This window comes from Peristeroidobacter soli (assembly GCF_004138485.1).
GTDB lineage: Bacteria > Pseudomonadota > Gammaproteobacteria > Steroidobacterales > Steroidobacteraceae > Steroidobacter > Steroidobacter soli.
In genome coordinates, this window is record NZ_RYEV01000004.1 from 428,966 (window position 1) to 454,038 (window position 25,073).

Genomic DNA, 25,073 nt, shown 5'->3' on the forward strand with positions numbered 1-25,073 from the left:
GCCTGTCAGGAGATTTCCAGCTTGGGAACGGCGGTAACGAACTGCGCGCCCCACTGCCGCGCGCCCGCCAGTTGCTGCGTCACCTCGGTGCGCAGATTCCACGGCAGAATCACGATGTAATCCGGCTTGTCGCGAACAATTACCGAATCATCCATGATCGGGATTCGGCTGCCCGGCATGAACTTGCCTTGTTTGGCATCGTTCCGGTCGACCACGTAGCGGATGAGATCGCCGCGGCAGCCGGCGAAGTTCAGCAGCGTGTTGCCCTTGGCCGCGGCTCCATAGGCGATGACTGATTTGCCGCCACGCTTCGCGGCGATCAGAAATTCCATCAAATCGTCCTTGACGCGCTCCGCCCGCTGCTGAAAGCCACGATAGTAAGCGGCCGTTCGCAGCCCAGCATCGATCTCGGCGCGCTCCAGTTCCCGCACGCGCTCGTGCACTGGATGTTTGCCGGTGTCGGCTCGCTGCGTGTAGACGCGCAGACTGCCACCATGCGTGGGCAGCTCTTCGACATCGAATACCTGCAAGCCGTTGCTCGCGCACATCTGCTGAACCGTGGTCAGCGACAGGTAAGAGAAATGCTCGTGGTAGATCGTATCGAACTGGTTGCCGTCGATGAGTCGTTGCAGATGCGGGAACTCGAACGTCACCGCGCCCTGCGGTTTGAGCGCGGCGGCGAACCCAGCCAGGAAGTCATTGATATCGGGCACGTGCGCCAGGACATTGTTGGCAGCCATCAGGTCCGCGGCGCGCCCCTGCTCCGCCAGTTGCCGGCCGAAATCACGTCCGAAAAAGACTTCGAGGGTTTCGATGCCTTTGCGCCTCGACGCCGCCGCGGTGCTGGCGGTCGGCTCCACACCCAAACAAGGAATGCCCCGGGCCTGCACATACTGCAGCAGATAGCCGTCGTTCGAGGCCACTTCGATGACACGACTGGCCGCATGCAGGTCGAACCGCCGCACCATCGCATCCACGTAGCGCTCGGCATGCTGCAGCCAGCTGGTGGAGAAGCCGCTGAAGTACGCGTACTCGCTGTCGAACAGCTCGCTGGCCTGCGTGAAGTCCCGAGTCTGCACCAACCAGCAGCGCTCGCAGACCATGACCTTGAGCGGATACCAGCGCTCCGGCGCGGACAGTTTCTCCTTGGTCAGATAGGCATTCGAGGGCGGAGAGCTGCCCAGATCGATCAGCTGCAGTTGCAGGGGTGAACGGCAATGGCGGCAATTCATACCTCGATTCCCTTGAACTCGTCTCGCAGAGCAGGATGTCCGCGATCTCGATCAGAAACATCCGTCACGGGCAGCGGCCAGCGAATAGCCAGTCGAGGATCGAAGGCATTGAGCGCACCTTCGCTGTCCGCCACATACGGCGCACTGTGCACATAGATCAGCTCGCAATCGGCGCTGAGCGTCTGGTATCCATGAGCGAATCCGCGTGGGATCAGCAACGCGAGATTGTTCTGTTCCGAAAGCTCCACCGCATGCCAACGAAGGAATGTCGGCGAACGGGTGCGCAGGTCCACGGCGACATCCAGAACCCGGCCCCTTACACAGCTGACCAGCTTGGTCTCAGCGTACGGTGGCCTCTGAAAATGCATCCCACGGACCGCGCCACTCTTTACCGTCAGAGTGTGATTGATCTGAGCCGCCGTCCCCTGCCAACCGGCCGCGGCCAGCTCCTCGGGATCGAACAGACGCGTCAGAAAGCCACGCTCGTCGGTGCGACGCAGGCGCTCGACGACCTTCAAGCCATCGATGGGAGTGTCGCTGACCTTGAAGCGATTCATGCCGCTGCAGCCTCGTAGGCATCGATATCCCGCGCGCACAACTCCGCCGCATCCGCACCGTCGATCTGTTCGCGATACCAGGTCATAGAGCGTCGCACCGCTTCATCGAGCGACCAGCGAGGTTGCACGCCGAGCACCTGGCGGGCCTTGGCGATTTCGAGCGCCAGCCACTGCGTCTCGTGTGGGCCCCTGGCGTCTCGTTCGAATTCGAAATCGCCGGTGCCGAACGCGGCGCGCGCCTGCTCCACGACCGTTTGCACGGTCGCGCATTCGTGCGTGTGCGGTCCGAAATTATAGGCATCGGCCAGCTGCGGCTTGCTCCACAGGCGCTCGGCGAGCTGCAAATAACCCGCGAGCGGCTCTAGTACGTGCTGCCACGGACGGACCGCGCTCGGATTGCGGATGCGGAGCGTTCGTTTGCTGCTCCAGGCACGTACGGCATCCGGTAACAGCCTGTCCTCTGACCAGTCGCCGCCACCGATAACGTTGCCGGCACGCGCGGACGCCACTGCCACGCCCTGCTCCTTCAGATACGAATCGCGATAGCTCGCGACCACGATTTCAGCGGCGGCTTTGCTGGCGCTGTAAGGATCATGTCCGCCGAGAGGATCTGTTTCTCGATACGGGAACGCCAGCTCGAGGTTGCGATACACCTTGTCGGTCGTGATCGCGACGACGACGCGCGTGGACGACGATCCGCGCAACGCTTCCAGCACGTTGGCCGTACCCTGCACGTTGGTGGCAAAGGTACCGAGCGGATCGCGATAACTGGCCCGCACGAGCGGCTGCGCGGCCAGATGAAACACCACGTCGGCGTCGGCGCCACGAATCAGCCTCGCCAGCGACTCAGCGTCGCGGATGTCGCTGATGTGGCTGTCGCCGAGCTCGCTCAACGCGAGTAGAGAAAACAAATTGGGCGTCGTGGACGGCGCGAGACCGATACCGGTCACGCGCGCTCCGAGACGCGTCAACCAATAGGCCAGCCATGCGCCTTTGAAACCGGTGTGCCCGGTCAGCAGCACCCGCTTGCCGCGCCAGAAACTCACCTCGGGCCGGTTTACGCCACTGCTCATGACCAGACCTTCCAGGGTGCCTTACCGGACTGCCACAGCTCCTCCAGCAGATTCTTTTCGCGCAAGGTGTCCATCGGCTGCCAGAAACCACGGTGCTCGAACGCGGCCAGCTGCCCCGAGGAGGCCAACTGCATCAGCGGCGCGGCCTCCCACGTGGTTTGATCGTCCTCGATCAGATCCAGGCAGCGCGGTGAGAGCACGAAGAAGCCGCCGTTGATCAGGCCACCGTCGCCACGCGGCTTCTCCGCAAACCCTCGCACATCCGTGCCTTGCATCTCCAAGGCGCCATAACGTCCCGGCGGACTCACCGCCGTGACCGTGGCGAGCTTGCCGTGGCGCTCGTGAAATTCGATCGAGTCGCGGATGTTCACGTTGCCGACACCGTCGCCATAAGTGAAGCAGAACGCAGGCTCGTCCTTGACGAACTCCGCCACCCGCTTGAGCCGCCCGCCGGTCATGGTGTTGTCGCCGGTATCCACCAGCGTCACCTTCCACGGCTCGGCTTTGCGCTGATGCACCTGCATCGCGTTGCTGACCATGTCGAATGTCACATCCGACATGTGCAGGAAATAATTCGCGAAGTACTCCTTGATGATGTAGCCCTTGTAGCCGCAGCAGATCACGAAGTCGTTCACTCCGTGCGCCGAATACAGCTTCATGATGTGCCACAGGATCGGCTTGCCGCCGATCTCGATCATGGGTTTGGGCCGCAGATGCGTCTCTTCCGAGATCCGCGTGCCCATGCCGCCGGCAAGAATCACTGCTTTCATAGTTCCGGCACCGTCAAGCGAAACGAGCGATCCGATTGCGCACCGAGGCGCGCAGACGCAGCGCATGTTTGCGCGCCGTTCTGAAGGAGTTCAGGCTCGATCTGTTCCATAGAAACCAGCGCAGGAAGATTTCATGGCGTTTCGCCGGCTGCCCGAACACGGCCGCCTGCAGCCGCGATTCGAGCCCGACGAATGCTTCGAAATCCCGTTTGTCCAGCTCGACGCCGAGGGCGCAGCCGATCTTCTTGATGAGCTCCGCCCCGCTGCTGCCGGTCAGCGCCGCCGGCGGCGTGCGCATGGCCTGCAGACGATGCAGGAAACCGTAGATGGCGCGGATGACGACGGCGTTCAGACGCACGCGCTCCGCCCAGGACCATTCCCGATCGACCACGGTGCAACCGCCGTCCCGCGGATAGACATTGGACCAGGTGCAATCGACGTACTCACCATCCAGATAGCGAACCCCTTCGTGCGTCGTGCTTTGTTCCTGCAGCATGCGCAGCCAGTCCCGGCACGGCTCGAAGATTTCCTGGAGCGAACGCCGGGCTGACCGGCAGCGCAGGTCCAGTGTGGTCTGTAGCGAATAACTGTCGATCCAGTCGGAGTGCGTTTCCCGCCAGCGCATGGGTCCGCTCTCGGCCGTGGCGCTGCCCCTCAGCGAGCGCTTGTGAACGCGCAGCGGGTGGCTCGGAGTCTCCGCGGCGATCGTGGTTCTCGTCCGGAATTGCGCTTGTCGCGGCGGCGAGAAGAGCACGCCCTGCTGGCCGAACGCGACACCCGCGAGCCCCTGTTTGCCGGCCACCACCAGAAAGGAATTCGCGAAGAACGGCAAGGCGCCATTGCGCGCCAGCTCCAGCGACACCAGCGATTCTTCCCAGCTGGGCCGCAGGTCGCCCGCGTAGTCGCGCGAATGCATTTGTGAAATCAGCTCGCCGCCGCGACCGGAGGCGACGAACTCCTCGGCCAGCACGCAGTCGGGCAGCTTGTAGTCCGGATAGGGATAGTAGAACTGCATCGCCGGGAAATACCGGCCGATGCGCCGCTGCAGCTCCTCGCGGCCGAAGGTGCGGACCTTGTTCGGCAAGCGGTGATACCCCTCGAGACCCTCGAACAGCGTGCCGAGGTGGTCCTCCCGAGCCGAATTGAAATATTTCAAGCCGAACTGATTTTCGATCGCCACGATCAGGATGCCATTCGGCGCGAGCATGTCGGCGAAGTACCGCAGCGCCGCGTCGTATGGATCGTCGCCGGCGACGAACGAGGCGGAATATTCCAGCACGCCTATGCAGAACACCACGTCGAACTTGCTGGTGAACTGGATCTCCTGGAACGGCGCGCAAACCACCGCGACGCTGTTCAGATCGCGGGTACGCTGGCGCGCCAGCCGGGCCCGATTGAGACTGCCTTCGACCGACACGACCTGGTCGAACGTCTCGCCCAGAAAACGGGTGATGGCGCCGCAGCCGCAGCCCACTTCGAGCACTTTCAGCTGGCGATCGAACTGGAAGCCGCTCAACAGCTGCACGCGTTTGCTGGTGAGGTGATATTCGCTCGGCCAGTCCTTGATGTGACTCTCGAGCTCGACCGAACCGGCGCTCAGATCGCGCGCCTGCGAGAACACGCTCGCGAGATAACGCTCCGACTCCGCGCCATCCGAATAACCGAAATTGCGATGATCCTTCAGGACCCAGACCGAAGAGTCATCCTGGACCAGCTCGTTGCTGACTATGTTCTGCGGATTCATGCTGACGACCTAGTTGTTCCGTGGGCGGATCGAGCCGGCCAGACAGGCGCGAGCCAGCCACCACAGCGCGATGGTACTCAAGGTGACGCGCACCACCCAGGCGATGGCGGCACCATCGATGCCCTGCCTGTCGATCAACCACCACAGATAGGGCACATACGCCAGCAACTCGGCGACGTGCAGCTTGGCGGTCAGATCCGGCCTGCCGTACGCCTGCACCAGCGCCTGCGAAAGATGACCGAAGCTGTTGATGAAAATCCCGACAGCGAGCAGCTGCGCGACCCGAGAGCCGTGCGCGGCAAAGTCCGGGTTGATCCACCATGCCAGCCCCGGCTCGGCCAGCAGATACACCACCAGCGCCGCCGGCGCCATGATGGCCGCGATGATGAGTAGGTATCTATTGTACAGGGATCGCACCATCCCGGGATCGCTCTGGAACAGCTGACTGAAGGAAGGAAACAACACGCCGACCAGCACGCCGGGAACGATCAACAGATTGATCACCACATCGTAGGGCGTCGAAAAATAGGCGACCGCCTGCGCCGAGACCAGCACGGCGATCAACAGTCTGCCCAGATACAGCAGCAGCGGCGCGGCCACGTTGCTGACGGTCATCCAGCCGCCGAAGGCCAGCAGTTGCCTGAGCATCGCGCCACCTACCGGGCGGAAGTTGCGTCGCAGTTGCGGGTGGTGATGCAAACAAATCAGCAGATAGACGACGAAGGAGATCACGCGTGCCGCGAGCAGCGTCGTGACCAGCGCCGGCAACTGCGTCGAAAACGGCAGCACCGCCAGCGGGCCCAGATAGCTGGCCAGGCCGAGCGGCACCCGCACGACGTTGACCAGGCCGAATTGCTGATACGCCTCGAGAATGCCTCGCAGCGCCGTGGTCAGGATCACGAAGGGAATGGAGACGGCGAGGATATAAAACGCGGTCAGGGTTTCCGCCTGCAGCTGCGGCGGCACTTGCAAGCGGTGGTGAACCAGCCAGGGCGACAGCAGCGCGACCACCACCGCGCCGAACAGACCGAGCGCCGTCATGATTCCCATGGCGGTGCCCACCAGCGGCGGTATCTCCTGCTCCTGCCGGCGGCCGAGCTTGTCGGCGATGAGCTGCGTGACCGCGCGCCCCAGACCGAAATCGAACAGGCTGAAATAACCGACCACGATCCAGGCGAGCGACAGAATGCCGAAACGATCCACGCCGGCCTGCGCGATGAGCGGCGGGATCGCCACCACGGCAGCGAGCATGGGCAGCGCCGTGCCCAGGAAATTCCACAGTACGTTCTTGCTCAGGCGTCGGTGACTGAACGCCTCCTTCCTCGGCTCTGCCTGCGACGATCGTTCAGCCGCTACCGTCATAGTCAACCAGCAATCCTTGATTAGGCCGTGCGCCGGCAACGGGTCGTGGCGAGCGTCTTCGGAGCGACGCTCGCCGGCGGCCTAGGCGCGTTTGAAGACGAGCGCTGCGCTGGCGCCCAATAACAGGCCGAGACACGCACCGATGGCGATGATCATCGCCTTCTTCGGGCGCACGATGTCTTCCTTGCGATCCGGCTCCAGCGCGCGATCGACGACGCGCAGCGCATATTCTTCGGTCACGTTGGCGAACATGCGCCGATTGATCTGCGCTTCCATCAACCGGCCGATCGATTGCCTGGCCTCGACCATGTTGGTGCCCGCCAGCTCGTTCTGCAGATAAGTCACCGATGAGTTGGTCGTGGCGATGGCACGCGCACGCATCTCCGCATTGAGACGGGACACCAGCTCGTTGGCCCAGGCCGCCGCGGTGGCACGATCCCGCCAGTCGATGTTCATGGTGATCAGCCCGCTCTTCTTGTCCTGCGACAGCCGGCGCACTTTCTTATCGAAGTATTTGCAGGCCTGCGCCAGCGTGGGGTACTTCTCCGGATCGCCCTTCCATTGTTGTTTGTCCTTGTCCCAGCGTTTTTCGAACAGCTGCGGCATCAGGTTGTTGTCGCGGATGAAGGCCTCGGTGAACTCGCGCGAGCGCAACACTGCGAGCGATTCTTCGGCGGCGGCATTGCCCGAGCCCAGATTCAAGCCAGCCAGCGAAGCCAAGCCGCCGAACTGACCCAGCGCCGAGCCCAGCATGCCCATACCGTTCTTCTCGATATCGACCGCGACCATCACGGTCGTGGCGCGATAGACCGGCGTGATGATAAACGCCGCGGCGGCCGAGACGAGGGTGAACAACACCACACATGCGGCGATCCACCAGCGGCGCGCCCACAGTATCGCGGCCAGCGTGGCCAGATCCACGAAGCTGGCGGGCTCCTGAGTGTGAACTTGCGTATTCAAGAACCCTCGCCTCAGAACGAGTTGACCGCAGCCGCCGCGATGGACAGGTTATAGATGATGGTGGTCACGGCGATCCAGAACGGCAACGGGCGCATTCTCTCGGTATCCAGCGGCGCGACGATGGTGTCGCCCGTCTTGATATCGACGCCGCCGCCGTTGAACCAGGCACTGCCCGAGCGCGTCACGACACTGCCGTCTGCTCTCACCACGTAGATGCGCTCGTCGTCGGCTCGCGGCGTCAGGCCGCCACTCATCGCGATGTATTCATCGCGAGACAGATCCTTGCGGTACAGATGCGAGGTGGCGCTCTGCACCTCGCCGATCACCGTCACTTCCTGCGTCACGCGCGGCACCAGCAGCTGGTCGCCATCTTTCAGGACGATGTCCTGTTCGGAGCCCTGCCGGGCCGCGCTGGCGCGATCCAGATCGATGACCAGGCGCCCCACCGGTTTGGCATCGCGCAGATTGGCCAGCAAAGACTGCCCCACGGCCAGCGCCTGCGTCGCGTCCTTGCCGGTTTCCTGTGCCGACATCAACGAGGCCTGCGCCAGATCGGATTCCATTCGGGTCGCGAGACTGGCGAGCTGCTTACGCTCGCGTTCCTTCAATTCCTCGCGGGTGAAGATCGCGCCTTCGGGGAATGCCAGATCGGTCAGGCCGCCGGCACGCTCCATCACCGAGCGCAGCGTCTCGCCCCGATAGATCGGATACCGGCCGGGGAAGCGTACCTCGCCGCGAATCTCCACTTCTTCCTGCGCCGCCCACAATGGCACTTCCTTGATCACGAGGTAGTCGAAGGGCCGCAGCGCCAGGTCGGCCGCCGGGTCGCCATCGAGCGCGCGACGCAGATCGATCGAGATCAGCTCGGCTTGCCGGGCTCCCGAGCCCGCCACCTCGTACCGCGTAAGTTCGGCCTGGCCGCCGTAGGCAGCTTCATCGAGGCTGCCGCCGGCGCGCAACAGGTCGCTGACCCGCATGCCCGGCTCGAGCGGATACTTGCCAGGAATCTTGATCTTGCCGGCGACGCTCACTTCGGCGGTGGGCTCGTCGATCCGCGATTGCAGGCGCAGCTCGCGCATCAGCGGCTCGATGATGCGGTCGCGGCCGGACTCCTGATCGAATACGAAGATCTGATCGCGCGGTGCCAGCTCGAAGTTCGCCGCGGACTGCGGATTCTGCAAGGCGCTGGAAAGGTCGGCGGAAAACACGCGGACGCGCCGGTCCGCAATCTCGCGACGAACCAGGATGTAGCGCTGATCGGCTCCCTGCTGCAGCTCATCCAACGACGGAATCACATCCGTGAGGCGCATGCCGGGACGGAACTGATATTCGCCAGGCCGGTGCACGTGACCGCTGATCGTCACCGAATGCTCCAGCACCGGCCGGATCGTCGGCACCCGCAACGTGTCGCCGCTGCGCAGCTGCGTGCCCCGTCCGCTCGCCGCATTCAGATTCACGTCGATCGTGATGCGCTGGCGCTCTTCATTGACACGCTCGAGCGTCGCGATGCTCGCATCCGCCTCGGGCAGCAGACCGCCACCGAGCTGCATCAGCTGCTGCGCCGTGGTCTCCTGCTTCAACTCGTAAATCGCCGGCCGCCGCACTTCTCCCGCCAGTCCCACGCTCGCCCCGACCGGCGGAATGAAAATGACGTCGCCAGGCAACAAGCGCACATCGTTGCTGGTGTCGCCGTGCAGGAGCAGATCGTAGAGGTCCAGTCTGGAGACCATGCGCCCGGCGCGCTTCAGTTCGATGTTACGCAACGAGCCGATCTTCTTGACTCCTCCACTCACGAACAATGCGTTGGTGATCGTGGACAGACCGCTGACCGTGTACGAGCCCGGAGTCTCGGCGTCGCCCAGCACGAAGACGCGGATCGAGCGCAACTCGCCGATGCTGACGCTGGCCTGGGTGCCGATCATCTGGTTCTGCACCCGAGCCTCGAGGTCCTCGCGCACCTCCTCGAAGCGCCGGCCACTGACCGCGACCGGACCGATCTCGGGAAAATTGACTCGTCCGTCGCGTCCGACCGACAGCGAATAACGTCCTTTGGTGTTGCCGATCAGCTGGACCTGAATGGTATCGCCGGGCCCGACCACGTACTCCGCCGGCACCGGCACGTCGGTGGCCGGCGCGAACGTCGACGGCGAGCCCGCGAACAGGTCATATCCGAACGGCTTCAGCGCCTGGGTGCCCGTCGGCTTCAGCGGCAGCCGGGTCACGGTGACGATGTAGTCGGTCAGGCGCAGCTCGGCGGACAGGCGCTGAGTCGCCTCCTCCATGGTCAGCCCCGCCAGCGGAATCGGCCCGAGCTCGGCAATGTTCAGAATGCCCCATTTGTCGAGTTTGTAAGGATTACGGCGCAGGACTCGTTCACGGAACTCTTCGAGCCGGGCAGTCTCATCTGCGGAGCGCTCGAGCAATTTGGGCTCCGCGGCGTTGTCCCCAGAACGCCGCTCCGCGCTGGGGGGCGCAGCCGGCAGGGTGACGCCACGCCCCGGGATGGCCGGCTGCGTCGCCGCCTGCTCCCGTTCGCGCCGCTCACGTTCCTCGATCTCGGGCGCGCGCCGCTGGTATTGACGAATCTCCAGCGTCAGCAGCACAGTGTCATTGGCTTTCAGTCGGGCTGGTTTCGGGACGCCGGTGGCGGTGAGCCGCCCGTCCTCATCCCCATCCTCGTTCTCGCCGGTCCGGGGACGTACCGTCTGGGGGAAGTTCAGCCGCCGGTCCGAACGCACGCCGCCGGTGCTGCCGGTGCCCAGGGAACCGGTGCCGCCGCCGTTGTTCAGAGATTCCAGAATCGCCTGCTGCTGCTCCGGCGACAGGTTGCGAAACATTTCGATCTGATCCGGGCTCGGATTCTGAGCCGCGGCGACCGACAGGAGGGTCTGCTCAAGAAAACAGCATATAGCAGCGGTAACCAGCCACAGCTTCCGGCCGGACAATCTGAATCTGAACATCAATGCCGCGCTTAATTGAGTTGTGGTCCCTGCGTGAGGGCCGCAAGTTTACACAAGAATATCCGCGTGGATGCGACTAATTGGCGGCCGCGCCGGTCCCCTTGTCTGAGCCCGCGACCGATGCGACTCCCGCGAGTGAGGTTAGCGCGCGTTCGCGGTGAACCAGCTATAGGTGGCTGCGATCCCCGCCCGCAGCTCGATTCTCGCCTGCCATCCCAGGCTGCTTAGCCGCGTCACATCCAGCAGCTTGCGAGGCGTGCCGTCCGGCTTGGACGTATCGAAACGCAGCTCGCCCTGGAAGCCGACGATCTCCCCGATCAGCGCCGCCAGCTCGCCAATGGAAATGTCCTGACCGGTGCCGACGTTGACCGGCTCGTAGCCCTGGTAGTTGTTCAGCAAATACCAGCAAGCGTCGGCCAGGTCGTCGACATGCAGGAATTCCCGGCGCGGCGTGCCGGTGCCCCATACCACGACCTCCCGATCGCCGCGTGCCTTGGCCTCGTGAAACTTTCTGAGCAACGCCGGCAACACGTGCGATGTTTGCAAATCGAAATTGTCGCCCGGGCCATACAGATTGGTCGGCATCAACGCCACGGCGTCGAAGCCGTACTGGCGCCGATAGGCCTGACACAGCTTGATGCCGGCGATCTTGGCGACCGCATACCACTCGTTGGTCGGCTCCAGCGGCCCGGTGAGCAGACAGCTCTCCGGCATGGGCTGCGGCGCGAACTTGGGATAGATGCAGCTGGAGCCGAGGAACAGCAGTTTGCGGGCACCGTGCCGATAGCTGCCGTCGATGACGTTGGTCTGGATCTGCAGGTTGTCGCGCAGGAAGTCGACCGGGTAGCTGTCGTTCGCCAGAATGCCACCGACCTTGGCGGCCGCCAGTACTACGATCTCGGGTCGCGTTTCGGCAAAGAAACGCTCGACCGCCGCCTGATCGCGCAGATCGAGCTCGGCGCTGGTACGCAGGATCAGGTTGGCGCAACCCGCGGCCTGCAGCCGACGCACGATCGCACTCCCCGCCAGTCCGCGATGCCCGGCGACAAAAATACGCGCATTCTGTGCAGACATGGTCATTCGTGGCGTCGATAGGTGCGAAAGCCTTCGCGCGCCACCAACGCGTCGCGCTGGGCGCTCTGCAGATCCGCCTCGACCATTTCCTTCACCAGCGTGTCGAAGCTGGTCTCGGCACGCCAGCCGAGCTTCGCTCGAGCCTTGGTCGGATCGCCCAGCAACGTGTCGACTTCGGTGGGCCTGAAATAGCGGCTGTCGACTTTGACGATGGCGCGGCCGGAAGTGGCATCGATGCCTTGCTCTTCGATACCCTCGCCCCGCCACTCGATCCGCATGCCGAGCTCAGTGCCCGCGAGCTCGACGAACTCCCGCACCGAGTGCTGTTCGCCGGTGGCGATGACGAAATCCTCCGCCTGCGCCTGTTGCAACATCAGCCACTGCGCCTTGACGTAGTCGCGCGCGTGGCCCCAATCCCGCAACGAATCCAGATTGCCGAGATAGATCGTGTCCTGCAGCCCTTCCTTGATTCGAGCCAGACCGCGGGTGATCTTGCGAGTCACGAACGTCTCGCCACGAATCGGCGACTCGTGGTTGAACAGGATGCCGTTGCAGGCGTAGATGCCGTACGCCTCGCGATAATTGACGGTGATCCAATATCCATAGACCTTCGCAGCACCATAGGGCGAGCGAGGATAGAACGGGGTCGTCTCGCGCTGAGGCACTTCCTGAACCTTGCCGAACATCTCCGACGTCGAGGCCTGATAGAAACGGGTCTTCTGCTCCAGTCCCAGGATCCGAATGGCCTCGAGAATGCGCAGGGTGCCGACCGCATCGGAGTTGGCGGTGTACTCCGGCGTCTCGAACGAAACGTGCACGTGACTCTGCGCGGCGAGGTTGTAGATCTCGTCCGGCTGCACCTGCTGAATGATACGGATCAGATTGGTGGCGTCGGTCAGATCGCCGTAGTGCAGGAACAGCTTGACGCCGCGCTCGTGCGGGTCCTGATACAGATGATCGATGCGATCGGTATTGAACGACGAGGCCCGCCGCTTGATGCCGTGGACTTCATAGCCCCGCTCGAGCAGGAACTCGGCGAGATAGGCGCCATCCTGGCCTGTTATTCCGGTAATCAGCGCTTTTTTCACCGCATCCTCGCATCAGACGACGCTCCGCTAGCCGCGCCAGCGGGCCACATGCTCCAACAGATTCTTCAACGACGCCTCCGCCCCCACCGCCGCGTCCGCCGGCTTCTCCAGCGCTGGGGCGAGCGATTCCGCCAGCTTCTTGCCCAGCTCCACGCCCCATTGGTCGAACGCGTTGATGCCCCAGATCACGCTCTGCGTGAACACCTTGTGTTCATACAAAGAGATCAGCCGGCCCAGCGTCTTCGGCCCGAGGCGCGGGAACAGAATCACCGTGCTCGGCCGGTTGCCCGGATGCAGCTTGTGCGGAATCAGCCGCGCGATCTCGCTGTCGCTGGTGCCCTTCGCCGCCAGATCCTGGCGCACCTGCGCCTCGGTCTGACCGAACGCGAACGCCTGAGCCTGCGCGAAACAATTCGCCAGCGCCAGATTCTGCTGTTGCTGGAACGGGCTCGATGCGTTCACCGGCGCGAGCAAATCCAGCGCCACTCGCGCCGTGCCCTGATGCAACAGCTGAAAGAACGAATGCTGTGCATTCGAGCCCGGCTCGCCCCACAACACCGCGCCGCTGTCGTACGACAACGCCGTGCCTTCCAGCGTCACGCTCTTGCCGTTGGATTCCATTTCCAACTGCTGCAGATACGCGGGGAAGCGATGCAGCCGCTGGTCATAAGGCAGCACCGCGAGCGAATCCAGGCCGAGGAAATTCCGGTTCCAGACGCCGAGCAATCCCATCAGCACCGGCAGATTGTTCTCGAACGGCGCGTTACGGAAGTGCTCATCCATCTCGTGGCCGCCGTCCAGCATCAGCTCGAACTGGTCCATGCCCAGCGCCAGCGCCACCGACAGCCCCACCGCCGACCACACCGAATAGCGACCGCCCACCCAGTCCCACATCGTAAAGCGGTTTTGTGGCGGAATTAAGAAAGCATCCATCGCCTTCGCGTTGGTCGACACGGCGGCAAAGTGCCGCGCCGGCGCGCCCTCGCCCAGGCGATCGACGATCCACTGGCGCGCCAGTTTCGCGTTGGTGAGCGTTTCCAGCGTCGAGAAGGTCTTCGAGCACACGACGAACAGCGTGCGCGCGGCATCGACTTTCTCCAGCACATCGCCGAGCTGCACGCCGTCGATGTTCGAAACACAGTGCAGACGCAGATTGCGATTGCGATATCTCGCCAGCGCCTCGGTCGCCATCACGATGCCCAGATCGGAGCCGCCGATGCCGATATTGACGATGTCGGTGAAGGTCTTGCCGGTGTGACCATGAATGCGGCCGCCATGAATGCCTTCGACGAACGCCCGCATCTTCTGCAGGCTGGCGCGCACTTCAGGCATCACATCCTGTCCGTCGACGAGGACGGGCCGGTCGGAGCGATTGCGCAGCGCCGTGTGCAGCACCGCACGGTTCTCAGTGGTGTTGATTTTTTCGCCACTGAACATGGCGTCGATGCGGGCGCGCAAGCCACGCGCGTTCGCGAGTGAGAGCAGCAGACGCAACGTCTCGGCGTCGACACGCTGCCTGGAGAAATCGAACAGCAGGTTGAGCTCGGAGGTCCGCGAGAACGTCACCGCGCGCTGCGGGTCGTTCGCGAACAGCTCCCGCAGATGCCGACCCCGCATGCTCGCAGCGTGAGATTCGAGCGCCTGCCACTCAGGCGTCGTGTTCGCTAGCGTCATGGGAAAGTCCTCCTGCAGGTAACTCGGCACGGGAATGGTGCCGGAGGCTACCTCACTGACGGCGCAGGGTGAAGCTTTTATGACGGGGCGTGGGCGCCGCCCACGGGCCTACTTGCCGTAGTAGCCCACGTACCACTCGATGAAGCGACGCACGCCCTCTTCCACCGGGGTCGCCGGCCTGTAGCCCACGTCCTGCACCAGATCGTCCACATCGGCCGAGGTGTCGGGCACGTCACCCGCCTGCAGCGGCAACAGGTTCTTGATGGCCTTCTTGCCGAGGTTGGTCTCGATGCACTCGATGTACTTCATCAGCTCCACCGGCGAGTTGTTGCCGATGTTGTAGAGCCGGTACGGTGCCTTGCTGGTGGCCGGATCCGGCGCATCGCTGTTCCAATCGGGATTCGGCTTGGCCGGACGATCCATGGCCCGCACCACGCCCTGCGCGATGTCGTCGACGTACGTGAAATCGCGGCGATGGTTGCCGTAGTTGAAGACGTCGATGGGCTTGCCGGCCAGGATGTTCTTGGTGAAAAGAAACAACGCCATGTCCGGACGGCCCCACGGGCCGTATACCGTAAAGAAGCGCAGGCCCGTGACGGGCAGGTTGTAGAGATGCGCGTAGGTGTGCGCCATCAGCTCGTTCGCCTTCTTGGTCGCGGCGTAGAACGACAAGGGATGATCGACGTTCTGATGCACCGAGAACGGCATCTTCGTATTCGCGCCGTACACCGAGCTGGTCGATGCATACACCAGATGCTCGACGCCGTTGTGCCGGCAGCCTTCCAGGATGTTCGCGAAGCCGACCACGTTGCTGTCGATGTAGGCCAGCGGGTTCTGAATCGAATAACGCACGCCGGCCTGCGCGGCCAGGTGAATCACGCGCTGAAACTTCTCCTGCTTGAACAGCGTGGCCATGCCCTCGCGATCGGCCACGTCCATTTTCACGAACCGGAAGTTGGGAAACTTCTGCAGGATCGCCAGCCGCGCCTGCTTCAACGTCACATCGTAGTAGTCGTTGAGATTGTCCAGACCGACGACCTCGTCGCCGCGCGCGAGCAGGATCTGGGCCGTGGTGAAACCGATGAATCCGGCGGCGCCGGTCAGAAGCAATTTCATATGCGGTTGGCGGTTAGCGGTTGGCGGTTGGCAAAAGACAGCGAATAACTCGGCGAACGGCCAATTTTTCAATCAACCGGGCCACGGCGACACACGTACCCTGGCACCTATGGACAAAATCATCAGCCACAAGGATCTGGTCGTATGGCAAAAATCGATCGCGTTGGCGTGCAAAGTGTACGCCTCGACCAGCGCCCTTCCCAGGGAAGAACGCTATGGCTTGCAAAGTCAGCTCAGGCGCGCTGCGGTCTCCATATCGAGCAACGTTGCCGAAGGATCCGCACGACGAAGTCGCGCAGAATTCATTCAGTTCCTGCATATCGCACGAGGCTCACTTGCGGAGCTCGAGAGCACCTATACGATTGCAGCCCGGCTGGCCCTGATCAGCGACGCGGCGGCGACCCTGGAACAAATTGCCGAGGTGGCCCGCCTGCTCAACGGTTTGATACGGAGCCTGGTTTCGTCGAGTCAGACGGCGCACGCCAAAGCCTGCGCCCACCAACCACAAACCGCCAACCGCTAACCGCCTCAGAGCCGGCCGTCGACCTCGTCGGCATCGAACACATACTTGATGTCGTACAACACATGCGGCTTCTTCGCGAACGAGCGGATCTCATCGATCCCCATCTCGCGGAACTGCTTGTGTGCGACCGCCATCACGATCGCGTCGTACTTGCCCGCGGCCGGCTTGCGGATCGGCTTGATGCCGTACTCGTGCTCGCACTCCTCGGCGTCGATCCACGGATCGAACACATCGACCTTGGCGCCGAACTTCTTCAGCTCGCCCACCACGTCGGCGACCTTTGAATTACGCAGGTCGGGGCAGTTCTCCTTGAACGTCAGCCCCATCATCAGAATGCGCGAGCCATTCACGTGGATGCGCTTCTTGATCATGAGCTGCGCGATGCGCTCGGCGACGTAGATCGCCATGTTGTCGTTGATGCGACGGCCGGCCAGGATCATTTCGGGGTGATAACCGATCTCCTGCGCCTTGTGCGTCAGGTAGTACGGATCCACGCCGATGCAATGACCGCCGACCAGGCCCGGGCGGAACGGCAGGAAGTTCCATTTGGTTCCGGCGGCTTCCAGCACTTCCTCGGTATCGATGCCGAGGCGGTTGAAGATCAGCGCCAGCTCGTTGATCAGCGCGATGTTCACGTCGCGCTGCGTGTTCTCGATGACCTTGGCGGCTTCGGCGACGCGAATGCTGGAAGCCTTGTGCGTGCCCGCCTTGACGATGCTGCCGTAGAGCGCGTCGACGAAGCTGGCCACCTCGGGCGTCGAGCCGGAGGTGATTTTCTTGATGGTGGTCAGACGATGCGTCTTGTCGCCCGGGTTGATGCGCTCGGGGCTGTAGCCGGCGAAGAAATCCTTGTTGAAAGTCAGGCCGGACAGACGCTCCAGGATGGGCACCGCCACTTCCTCGGTGCAGCCGGGGTACACGGTGGATTCGAACACCACGATGTCGCCCTTCTTCAGCACCTGGCCGATCAGCTCGCTGGCCTTCTCGATGGGCGTCAGGTCCGGACGCTTGTAGCTGTCGATCGGCGTCGGCACCGTGACGATGTAAACCTGGCACGGTTTCAGATCTTTCAAATTCGTGGTGTACGTGAGGCGCTTGGCCGATTTGAGCTCCGCAGGCTCCACTTCCAGGGTGCTGTCCTTGCCCTTCTTCAACTCGGCGACGCGCGCCGCCTTGATGTCGAAGCCAACCGTGTTGAAGGACTTGCCGAACTCCACCGCCAGCGGCAGCCCGACATAGCCGAGACCGATCACGCCGAGCTTGCAATCGCGCAGACTGAATTGAGACATAACTGTCCGGGGTGTAACCGAAGGGGTTGATCGCAAAGGGCGCAAGAATGCCACAGAACCGGAGTCAAAATAGAGACATAGGTCTAAAGGACGCTGATCGCACCGGCGCCCGGAACACTGTCGGATTGCTTGTCAAAGCAAGGTCAGCACGGCCCAGAGACCGCTCAGGGTCAAGGTGAAGGTGTAGGGCAACGCCATCCAGACCATCCTTCCATAGGACAGCCGGATCAGCGGTGCCACCGCCGAGGTCAGCAGGAACAGCAGCGCCGCCTGGCCATTGGGCGTGGCGATGCTCGGAATATTGGTCCCCGTATTGATGGCCACCGCCAGCCGGCCGAACTCCGGCGCGGTGATCGTGCCCTCCAGAAAGGCGGCCTTCACTTCCGTGATGTAGATCGTGGCCACGAACACATTGTCGCTGACCGCGGACAACAGGCCGCTGGCCAGGTAGAAGATCGCCGCCCTCGTCTCCCCCGGCTGCTGTAGCGCCCAGCCGATCACCGGCTCGAACAAATGCTGATCGTGGATTTGCGCCACGATGACGAAGAACACGACGATCAGCGCGGTGAACGGCAAGGCCGCCTCGAACGCCTTGCCCAAGCGCTGTTCCTCGGTCACGCCGGTGAACGCCGTTGCCAGAACGATCACCAGCAGGCCGATCAGCCCGACCGCCGCGAGGTGGAGCGCCAGTGCGAACACCAGAATCAATGCCGTGATGGCCTGCACCACGATGATGGCCATATCGCGCTGCGTGCGATGCGCCTGCTGTTGCTGATCGTAGGCTTCGAGCACGTGACGAACTGCATCCGGCAGGCGCGTGCCGTAGCCGAACCATTTCATGTGCTCGATCAGCACACAGGTGACGATGCCGACCACGAACACCGGCAGCGCGACCGGCGCGACCTGCGAGAAGAACTCCACGAAATTCCAACCGGCCTGCTCGGCGACCAGCACGTTCTGCGGCTGCCCCACCGGCGTCATCACGCCACCGAGGACGGTGCCCGCCCCCGCGTGCATCAACAGCCCTCGCAGCACCGCGCGAAACGCATCCAGATCCGATCGATGCAACTCACCGACGTGCTCATCGGCGGAGCTGTCGTGCGGATCGTGATGAGACTTGCCGGAGGCGACCTTGTGATAAACCTCGTAGAAGCCCATCGCGACCGTGATGACGACCGCGAGCACGGTGAGCGCATCGAGAAATGCCGCGAGTACCGCCGGCACCAGGCAGAACAAGAAGGCCAGCCACAGATTCGAGCGCACCCTCAGCAGCAGCTTGGTGAAACAGAACACCAGCATCTCTTTCAGGAAGTAGATGCCGGCCACCATGAAGATCAGCAGCAGGATGATGGGGAACGCGGTGAGCGTGTGCTGATACACCGAGTCGGAGTGCGTCAGCCCGAGCAGCACCGCTTCCAGCGCCAGCAGACCGCCGGGCTGCAACGGATAGCACTTCAGCGCCATCGCCAGCGTAAAAATGAACTGCAGCAGGATGAGCCACGCGGCGACCGTCGCGCCGTGCGCGCCACCCAACCACACCACCAGCGGGTTGAGCAGCAAGAAAGCGACGATGGTCAGCTTGTACCAGCGCGGCGCATGTCCCAGGAACAGATTGCGAAACGCGTGCAGCATGAGCCGTCGCGGATCAGGCCATGGCCGCCGCGGGTTGCGCCGCTGCGGGCACCGGCGCCGGTGGGATTTCAGGCAACGCCAATTGTTTGAACAGCGTCTTGCCGCCGCTGCTCTTGTCGATTGTCGTCAGCATGCGCTCGTGCGCGACCAATTCCTCCTCGGTCGCCCGCAGGACACGCAGCACGCCTCGAGGCCGCATGACCACAGCGACCGGCTCGAATCCGACATCCTTGCTGGCTGCAGTTTCCTCGCCGAGGATCAGCGCGGTCTGGCCACCGGTCATCGCCAGATAGACTTCGAGCAGGATCTGCGCGTCGAGCAACGCGCCGTGCAGCTCGCGATGCGAGTTGTCGATTTCGTAGCGTTTACACAGGGCGTCCAGGCTGTTGCGCTGACCCGGATGCATCTGGCGCGCGAGCGGCAACGTGTCGATGACGTTGCAGAGCTTGCGGGTCTGTCGCGGCGGCCCCGGCAGACGCTTGAACTCGGCGTCGAGGAAGGCCAGGTCGAACGCCGCGTTGTGAATGATCAGCTCGGCGCCGCTGATGAACTCGATCAGCTCATCGACCACGTCGGCGAAGCGCGGCTGCTGCGCCAGGAATTCGTTGGTCAGGCCGTGCACCTGGATGGCGCCGCGATCCACTTCGCGATCCGGCCGCAGATAGCGATGGAAGGTGCGACCGGTCTTGCGCCGGTTCATCATTTCGACGCAGCCGATTTCGATGATGCGGTGGCCCTGCTCGGGCTCGAGGCCGGTGGTTTCCGTATCGAGGATGATTTGACGCATCAGCCGTTAGCCCAACACCGATTCCTTGAGCGCGTTCACGACTTCCACCTGCTGTGCTTCGGTCAGATACGGGTGCATGGGCAAACTGATCACTCGGTTGCCGACGGCTTCGGCAACCGGGAACGTGCCTACGCCCTGGCCGAGGCTCGCGAACACGGGCTGCAAATGTAACGGCACGGGGTAATGAACGGCAGTGGGAACACTACGCGCCTTCATGCCCTGCTCCACCTTGGCCCGATCCGCCACTTCAACCGTGTACTGCGCATAGACGCTCGTGCAGTCGGGCGCGATGTACGGGGTGACGACCTTGCGCGCAGGATCGCTCTGCTTCGCGAACGCTTCGTCGATCAGCTCGGAGTAACGCGCGCCGATCCTGATCCGGGCGTCGACTTCGTCCGGGAAGATTTCCATTTTCGCCAGCAACACCGCCGCCTGCAGCGTGTCGAGGCGGCCGTTGATGCCGAGACGCGGATGGTGATAACGACGATCCTGGCCGTGCACGCGAATCTCGCGCATCAACTTGGCCAGATTGTCGTCGTCGGTGAACAGTGCGCCGCCATCGCCATACGCGCCCAGCGGCTTGGAAGGAAAGAACGACGTCGAGCCCACCTCGGAGACCGCGCACGAGCGCTTGCCTTTGTAGCTCGCACCGAAACTCTGCGCCGCGTCCTCGATGACCGGAATGCGATGCTTGCGCGCGATCGCGTTGATCGAGTCCATATCGGCGCACTGGCCGTACAGCGACACCGGCATGATGGCCTTGGTCTGCGGCGTGATCGCTTGCTCGATCAGCTTCGGATCGATGTTGTAAGTGCGCGCGTCGATATCGACGTACACCGGCTTCGCGCCGGCCAGCGCGATCATTTCGCCCGTCGCGATGAACGTGAACGGCGAGGTGATGACTTCATCGCCCGGCCCGATGCCGTACGCCATCAACGCGATCAGCAGCGTGTCCGTGCCGCTCGAGGCACCGATGCAATGTTTCGCGCCGACGTATTCGGCAAGCTTGTTCTCGAGCTCGACCGTCTCCGAGCCGAGGATGTACTGGCCGTGCTCCAGCACCGTGCGGATGCGCGCATTGACCGAGTCCTGCACGCGGCGGTACTGGGTTTTGAGATCGATGAAGTCCATGGAGAAACCCGGCGGTTGGTCGCAAACTGGCGCGCATGATAGCGCATGGCGCGACGTTGCTGATCTGCAATGATGCGGGTCAGCCGACCGGCTGGCGCGCCAGCATTTCGTCGATGGCTTGGTTCGCCAGCCGATCCGCGCGCTCGTTGCCCGGCACGCCGGCGTGACCTTTCACCCAATGCCATTCGATCTTGTGCCGCGCGATCTCGCGTTCCAGCGCCTGCCACAGATCGACGTTCTTTACCGGCTTCTTGTCGGCGGTTCGCCAGTCGCGCAACTTCCACTGCGCCATCCATTCGAGGATGCCTTTGCGCACGTACTGCGAATCGGTGTACAGCGCCACCTCGCAGCCGCGCTTCAACGCCGCGAGCGCCTGGATCGCCGCGGTCAGCTCCATGCGATTGTTGGTGGTGAGCGGTTCGCTGCCCTTGAGCTCTTTCTCATGGCCGCCCGAGCGCAGGATCGCGCCCCATCCGCCCGGCCCGGGATTGCCGCGGCAGGCACCGTCGGTATAGATCTCGACTGCGGCCATTTATTGACAGCGGCGGTGAATCACATGCGATTCGCGTTGCGCGGCGTGCTCGGCTCGATGAGACCGCCGACCACTTTGGGACGCAACCGCCAGCGCGGACGAATCGGCGTCAGCGTGTACACGCGTTTGCGTGCCTTGATCAGATAGCCGCCGGCGAACATCGGCCAGAGATAATTGCCGCTGCGCTCGAAAAATCGTTGCGACGACGGCGAGCTCGCACTGAACGGCAAGCTGAACAGATAACGTCGCGAGTCGACGATCTCGAACCCGAGCAGCTTGAGCCAGTCGCGCAACCGGCCTTCACCGATCATCCGCTCCATGCCGGGCGGAAATCCATTCTTCGCGAACCAGTGGCGCAGTCCCCAGCTGGAGAACGGCCGGAAACCGAACACGATCAAATGCCCTTCGCCAGACAGAATGCGTCCCACCTCGCGCACGATCTCGTGCGGTTCAGGTTCGTATTCCAGGGTGTGCGGTAACAAAACGGCATCGACCGAATCCGACTGAATCGCGAGCGAGTCGGTGCGCGAGCGAATCGCGGTCGCGGCCCCTGGCGCACGAGCGCCGTGCCAGGCCAGCACTGTTTTGCGTTGAGTACGCGCTTCGGCCATCAAACCATCGTCGTCGCCCCACTGGCCGATCTGCAGCAGCTGCCAACCGAACACCTGGGCGAGCGCCTCGCCCGCCAGCTTGCGCTCGAGCGCATAGACCCGCTGACCGAGCGGCGAGCGCAGCCAGGCTTGCAGGTCGAGGGCGGAGGGTTCGGTCATAACGCGAGAATAACGGATCCGCGGCAGCCTGGGTTCGGTACATGGATTAACTCTTGCCGCTCAGCGACATGGCATGTTTAATACCCCCTGGTACGGTTCTTTCTGGGGTCGGTCCACAACGATGCTGCAAGTGACCCCGGTTCGGGCATTTACTGACAATTACATCTGGCTGATTCATTCGCCACGCGATCCCTCGCACGTCGTTGCCGTCGATCCGGGCGATGCCCAACCTGTCGAACGCGCCCTCGCCTCCCGGAATCTCACGCTCGCCGGACTGCTGATCACCCACCATCACGGCGATCACGTCGGCGGCGTCGCTGAACTGCTGCAAAACCGCGCTGGAATTCCGATCTACGGACCGGCCAGCGAAGTCATTCCCGGCAATCCCCAGCGGCTGCGTGAAGGCGATCGCGCCCTTTTTCCTGAGCTCGCGCTGGCGTTCGACGTGCTAGACGTCCCCGGGCACACGGCCGGTCACATCGCCTACGTCGGTCATGGCGCCGTGTTCTGCGGCGACACCCTGTTCAGCGCCGGCTGTGGTCGATTGTTCGAGGGCACCGCGGAACAAATGCACGATTCGTTGTCCAAGCTTGCGGCCCTGCCTGCCGAAACGTTGGTGTACTGCGCCCACGAGTACACGCTAAGTAACTTGAAGTTCGGCCTGGCGGTGCAGCCGGATAACGAAGCCGCGGCGAGCTATATGGCTCAGTGCCGCGAATTGCGGGCTCGGGATGAGGCGACGATTCCATCGGACATCAGGCGGGAGAGGAATGTGAACCCGTTCCTGCGCTGTAACGATCAGACTGTGAAACAGGCCGCTGAAGCCTATGCCGGTCGCGGGTTACCTAGTGAGCCAGAAGTATTCGCTGTCATCCGGCAGTGGAAGGACAGTTTTCGCTAGTGTCCGCCGAGGTGACGGCATGCAAGGACACGGCACGTATTACGTTCGATATTCAAGCAAGGTGCACGGGCACCGGAGAGTGATGGGAGTCGCCCGCCGGCTCGGCTGACGCCGAGTATCAAGGGCCGACCATTTTTGTTTTGGCGCCTGCCTCCTTACGAATCATAAGGGGCGAGGCAGGTGGAGGGATCAGATGTATCAGTGGCGACCAGCGTCCGCGCTGCCAGCGTTCTTAGCAATGACCTTCGCGGTCCTGACGGCTGGCTGCAGCCACCTGGCCTCGAACGCCGAGGGCGACGAAGACGACGAAGATTCGGTCGAATTCGTGGAACTGGATCCCACCATCACCAAGCTCGATGAAGCCGCGATCGGCGTGTCCGGTCCGGAGCAGATCGAGGAAGCCATCGAAGCCCTCGACCAGACCGGTCCGCGCCTGGTGCGAGAGCTGGGCCAGGACGGCGCCCCGGTTCCCGAAGGCGGCGACCTGTTCGAACGCATCCGCAAGGGCTACACCCTGAGCGACGTCGATCATCCGTCCGTCGACGTGGAGCTGCGCTGGTTCGTCAATCATCCCGATTACCTGGATCGCACCTTCAAGCGCGGCGAGCGCTATCTGCACTACATCGTCGGTGAGCTCGAAGCCCGCAACATGCCGCTCGAGCTGGCGCTGCTGCCGGTGGTCGAGAGCGCCTTCAATCCCGTCGCCTTCTCCCGCGCCCGCGCCTCCGGCTTGTGGCAATTCATCGCCGAGACCGGCCGCCGTTATGGTCTGAAGCAGAACTGGTACTACGACGGTCGCCGCGACGTGGTCGCGTCCACCAATGCCGCGCTGGACTATCTGCAATTCCTGCACGACGAATTCGATGGCGACTGGCTGCTCGCCGTCGCCGCGTACAACTGCGGCGAGGCCCGCGTCGCTCGCGAGCTGGAAAAGAATCAGAACGCCGGCCTGCCCACCGACTATTTCAGTCTGAAGCTGCCGCGCGAGACCAAAGCTTATGTACCGAAGCTGCTCGCCATGCGCCGCATCGTCGGCGACCCGACCGCCCAGGGCCTGGCGTTCTCGCCGATTCCGAACTCGCCCTACTTCGTGAAGGTCGATGTCGGCGGCCAGCTCGATCTGCACGTCGCCGCCGAGCTCGCCGACCTGTCCAAGGAAGAGATCCTGGCGCTGAACCCGGCCTTCAATCACTGGATCACCGATCCGGACGGTCCGCACCAGATCCTGGTCCCGATCGATCGTCACGAGCGTTTCAAGACCGGCATCGCCGCCCTGCCCCCGATGGAGCGCGTGCGCGTGGTGTATCACCGCGTGCGTCGTGGCGACACGCTGGGCGGCATCGCCGACAAGTACGGCCTGTCGGTCGCGGCGATCAAGAGCGCGAACAAGATTCGCGGCACCATGATTCATCCGGGTCAGGAGCTGCTGATCGCAGCCGCGCCGACGGGCGTGAAACTGCCCAGCGCCGCGCAGCTCGCCTCGTATGAAGAGCCAACGCCTGCACGCAGCCGGGCGGCCGCCGACAAGCACGTCGTGCGCTCTGGTGACACGCTGTGGAGCATCGCCAAGACCTATGGCGTTCCCATGGAGCGGCTGGCGAACACCAACAACCTGGACAGCGACGACACGCTGAGCGTCGGCCAGAAGCTCTCGATCCCCGGCACCGCCAGGCTCGCCGCCACCGACAGCAGCAACGTGGCTCGTTCGACCACGTACGTAGTTCGCCGCGGCGATTCGCTGTCGACCATCGCCACCAAGTTCCGCGTGCGCCTGACCGACCTGCTGGGCTGGAACAACCTGACCAAGCGCAGCGTGATCAAACCCGGCCAGCGCCTGGTGATGTACATCGAAGACCGGCGCCGCGCGGGAATCTAGTATCCGTTAAACTACGCTCCAG

The 25,073-nt window shown here is 63.1% G+C and carries 21 protein-coding genes; 3 read left to right on the forward strand and 18 right to left on the reverse strand.

From position 1 onward, the window contains the following. Positions 1 to 5: 5 nt before the first annotated feature. The 12 genes from EKO19_RS17615 to EKO19_RS17670 form a co-directional block, all read right to left on the reverse strand. Complete coding sequence (locus EKO19_RS17615; RefSeq protein WP_129777768.1) at positions 6 to 1,232, reverse strand: class I SAM-dependent methyltransferase; 1,227 nt, start codon at positions 1,230 to 1,232, stop codon at positions 6 to 8. After that, positions 1,229 to 1,789 carry a dTDP-4-dehydrorhamnose 3,5-epimerase family protein gene (locus tag EKO19_RS17620; RefSeq protein ID WP_129777769.1) on the reverse strand — a complete coding sequence of 187 codons (561 nt, stop codon included), beginning with the start codon at positions 1,787 to 1,789 and terminating at the stop codon, positions 1,229 to 1,231. The genes EKO19_RS17615 and EKO19_RS17620 overlap by 4 nt, the downstream gene beginning before the upstream one ends. Next, positions 1,786 to 2,862 carry a CDP-glucose 4,6-dehydratase gene (gene rfbG, locus EKO19_RS17625; RefSeq protein WP_129777770.1) on the reverse strand — a complete coding sequence of 359 codons (1,077 nt, stop codon included), beginning with the start codon at positions 2,860 to 2,862 and terminating at the stop codon, positions 1,786 to 1,788. The genes EKO19_RS17620 and rfbG overlap by 4 nt, the downstream gene beginning before the upstream one ends. Then, positions 2,859 to 3,632 carry a glucose-1-phosphate cytidylyltransferase gene (gene rfbF, locus EKO19_RS17630; protein WP_129777771.1) on the reverse strand — a complete coding sequence of 258 codons (774 nt, stop codon included), beginning with the start codon at positions 3,630 to 3,632 and terminating at the stop codon, positions 2,859 to 2,861. Before rfbF ends, rfbG begins: the two co-directional genes overlap by 4 nt. Positions 3,633 to 3,645: 13 nt before the next feature. Continuing rightward, positions 3,646 to 5,376, reverse strand: coding sequence for a class I SAM-dependent methyltransferase (locus tag EKO19_RS17635; protein ID WP_129777772.1), 1,731 nt, complete (start codon positions 5,374 to 5,376; stop codon positions 3,646 to 3,648). Between the two features lie 9 nt (positions 5,377 to 5,385). Further along, entirely contained in the window at positions 5,386 to 6,738 is a 1,353-nt protein-coding gene (locus tag EKO19_RS17640) for a flippase (RefSeq protein ID WP_246038931.1), read from the reverse strand. 81 nt (positions 6,739 to 6,819) lie between these two features. Next, complete coding sequence (locus EKO19_RS17645) at positions 6,820 to 7,698, reverse strand: Wzz/FepE/Etk N-terminal domain-containing protein (protein WP_129777774.1); 879 nt, start codon at positions 7,696 to 7,698, stop codon at positions 6,820 to 6,822. A gap of 11 nt (positions 7,699 to 7,709) precedes the next feature. Then, positions 7,710 to 10,658 carry an SLBB domain-containing protein gene (locus EKO19_RS17650; RefSeq protein WP_129777775.1) on the reverse strand — a complete coding sequence of 983 codons (2,949 nt, stop codon included), beginning with the start codon at positions 10,656 to 10,658 and terminating at the stop codon, positions 7,710 to 7,712. Positions 10,659 to 10,799: 141 nt separating this feature from the next. Then, on the reverse strand, positions 10,800 to 11,732 hold the full coding sequence (fcl, locus tag EKO19_RS17655) for a GDP-L-fucose synthase (RefSeq protein ID WP_157995311.1): 933 nt from the start codon (positions 11,730 to 11,732) through the stop codon (positions 10,800 to 10,802). Positions 11,733 to 11,734: 2 nt separating this feature from the next. Beyond that, positions 11,735 to 12,820, reverse strand: a complete 1,086-nt coding sequence (gene gmd, locus EKO19_RS17660) for a GDP-mannose 4,6-dehydratase (RefSeq protein ID WP_129777777.1) — start codon at positions 12,818 to 12,820, stop codon at positions 11,735 to 11,737. A 27-nt stretch (positions 12,821 to 12,847) separates the two neighbouring features. After that, positions 12,848 to 14,494, reverse strand: a complete 1,647-nt coding sequence (gene pgi / locus EKO19_RS17665) for a glucose-6-phosphate isomerase (protein WP_129777778.1) — start codon at positions 14,492 to 14,494, stop codon at positions 12,848 to 12,850. A 108-nt stretch (positions 14,495 to 14,602) separates the two neighbouring features. Next, complete coding sequence (locus tag EKO19_RS17670; RefSeq protein ID WP_129777779.1) at positions 14,603 to 15,610, reverse strand: NAD-dependent epimerase; 1,008 nt, start codon at positions 15,608 to 15,610, stop codon at positions 14,603 to 14,605. A gap of 109 nt (positions 15,611 to 15,719) precedes the next feature. On the opposite strand from EKO19_RS17670, the gene EKO19_RS17675 reads away from it, so the two are divergent. Continuing rightward, complete coding sequence (locus tag EKO19_RS17675) at positions 15,720 to 16,133, forward strand: four helix bundle protein (RefSeq protein ID WP_129777780.1); 414 nt, start codon at positions 15,720 to 15,722, stop codon at positions 16,131 to 16,133. 5 nt (positions 16,134 to 16,138) lie between these two features. Here the strand turns inward: EKO19_RS17675 and tviB are convergent, their stop codons facing one another. The 6 genes from tviB to EKO19_RS17705 all read right to left on the reverse strand — a co-directional run bounded on the left by tviB (position 16,139) and on the right by EKO19_RS17705 (position 22,274). Then, positions 16,139 to 17,422, reverse strand: coding sequence for a Vi polysaccharide biosynthesis UDP-N-acetylglucosamine C-6 dehydrogenase TviB (gene tviB, locus EKO19_RS17680; protein ID WP_129777781.1), 1,284 nt, complete (start codon positions 17,420 to 17,422; stop codon positions 16,139 to 16,141). A gap of 132 nt (positions 17,423 to 17,554) precedes the next feature. Continuing rightward, positions 17,555 to 19,054, reverse strand: a complete 1,500-nt coding sequence (gene nhaB, locus EKO19_RS17685) for a sodium/proton antiporter NhaB (protein ID WP_129777782.1) — start codon at positions 19,052 to 19,054, stop codon at positions 17,555 to 17,557. 13 nt (positions 19,055 to 19,067) lie between these two features. Beyond that, positions 19,068 to 19,841: a DNA polymerase III subunit epsilon gene (gene dnaQ / locus EKO19_RS17690; protein ID WP_129777783.1), complete on the reverse strand. Its 774-nt coding sequence runs from the start codon at positions 19,839 to 19,841 to the stop codon at positions 19,068 to 19,070. Positions 19,842 to 19,847: 6 nt separating this feature from the next. Next, positions 19,848 to 20,972: a DegT/DnrJ/EryC1/StrS family aminotransferase gene (locus EKO19_RS17695; RefSeq protein ID WP_129777784.1), complete on the reverse strand. Its 1,125-nt coding sequence runs from the start codon at positions 20,970 to 20,972 to the stop codon at positions 19,848 to 19,850. A gap of 79 nt (positions 20,973 to 21,051) precedes the next feature. Continuing rightward, positions 21,052 to 21,504: a ribonuclease HI gene (gene rnhA / locus EKO19_RS17700; RefSeq protein ID WP_129777785.1), complete on the reverse strand. Its 453-nt coding sequence runs from the start codon at positions 21,502 to 21,504 to the stop codon at positions 21,052 to 21,054. 20 nt (positions 21,505 to 21,524) lie between these two features. Next, on the reverse strand, positions 21,525 to 22,274 hold the full coding sequence (locus EKO19_RS17705; RefSeq protein ID WP_129777786.1) for a class I SAM-dependent methyltransferase: 750 nt from the start codon (positions 22,272 to 22,274) through the stop codon (positions 21,525 to 21,527). A 121-nt stretch (positions 22,275 to 22,395) separates the two neighbouring features. Here EKO19_RS17705 and gloB point away from each other — a divergent pair, with 121 nt between their 5' ends. Together gloB and EKO19_RS17715 are read left to right on the forward strand one after the other, a co-directional pair. Beyond that, entirely contained in the window at positions 22,396 to 23,175 is a 780-nt protein-coding gene (gloB, locus tag EKO19_RS17710; protein WP_129777787.1) for a hydroxyacylglutathione hydrolase, read from the forward strand. A gap of 238 nt (positions 23,176 to 23,413) precedes the next feature. Then, positions 23,414 to 25,051, forward strand: coding sequence for a LysM peptidoglycan-binding domain-containing protein (locus EKO19_RS17715; protein ID WP_175597096.1), 1,638 nt, complete (start codon positions 23,414 to 23,416; stop codon positions 25,049 to 25,051). The last annotated feature ends 22 nt before the right edge of the window (positions 25,052 to 25,073 follow it).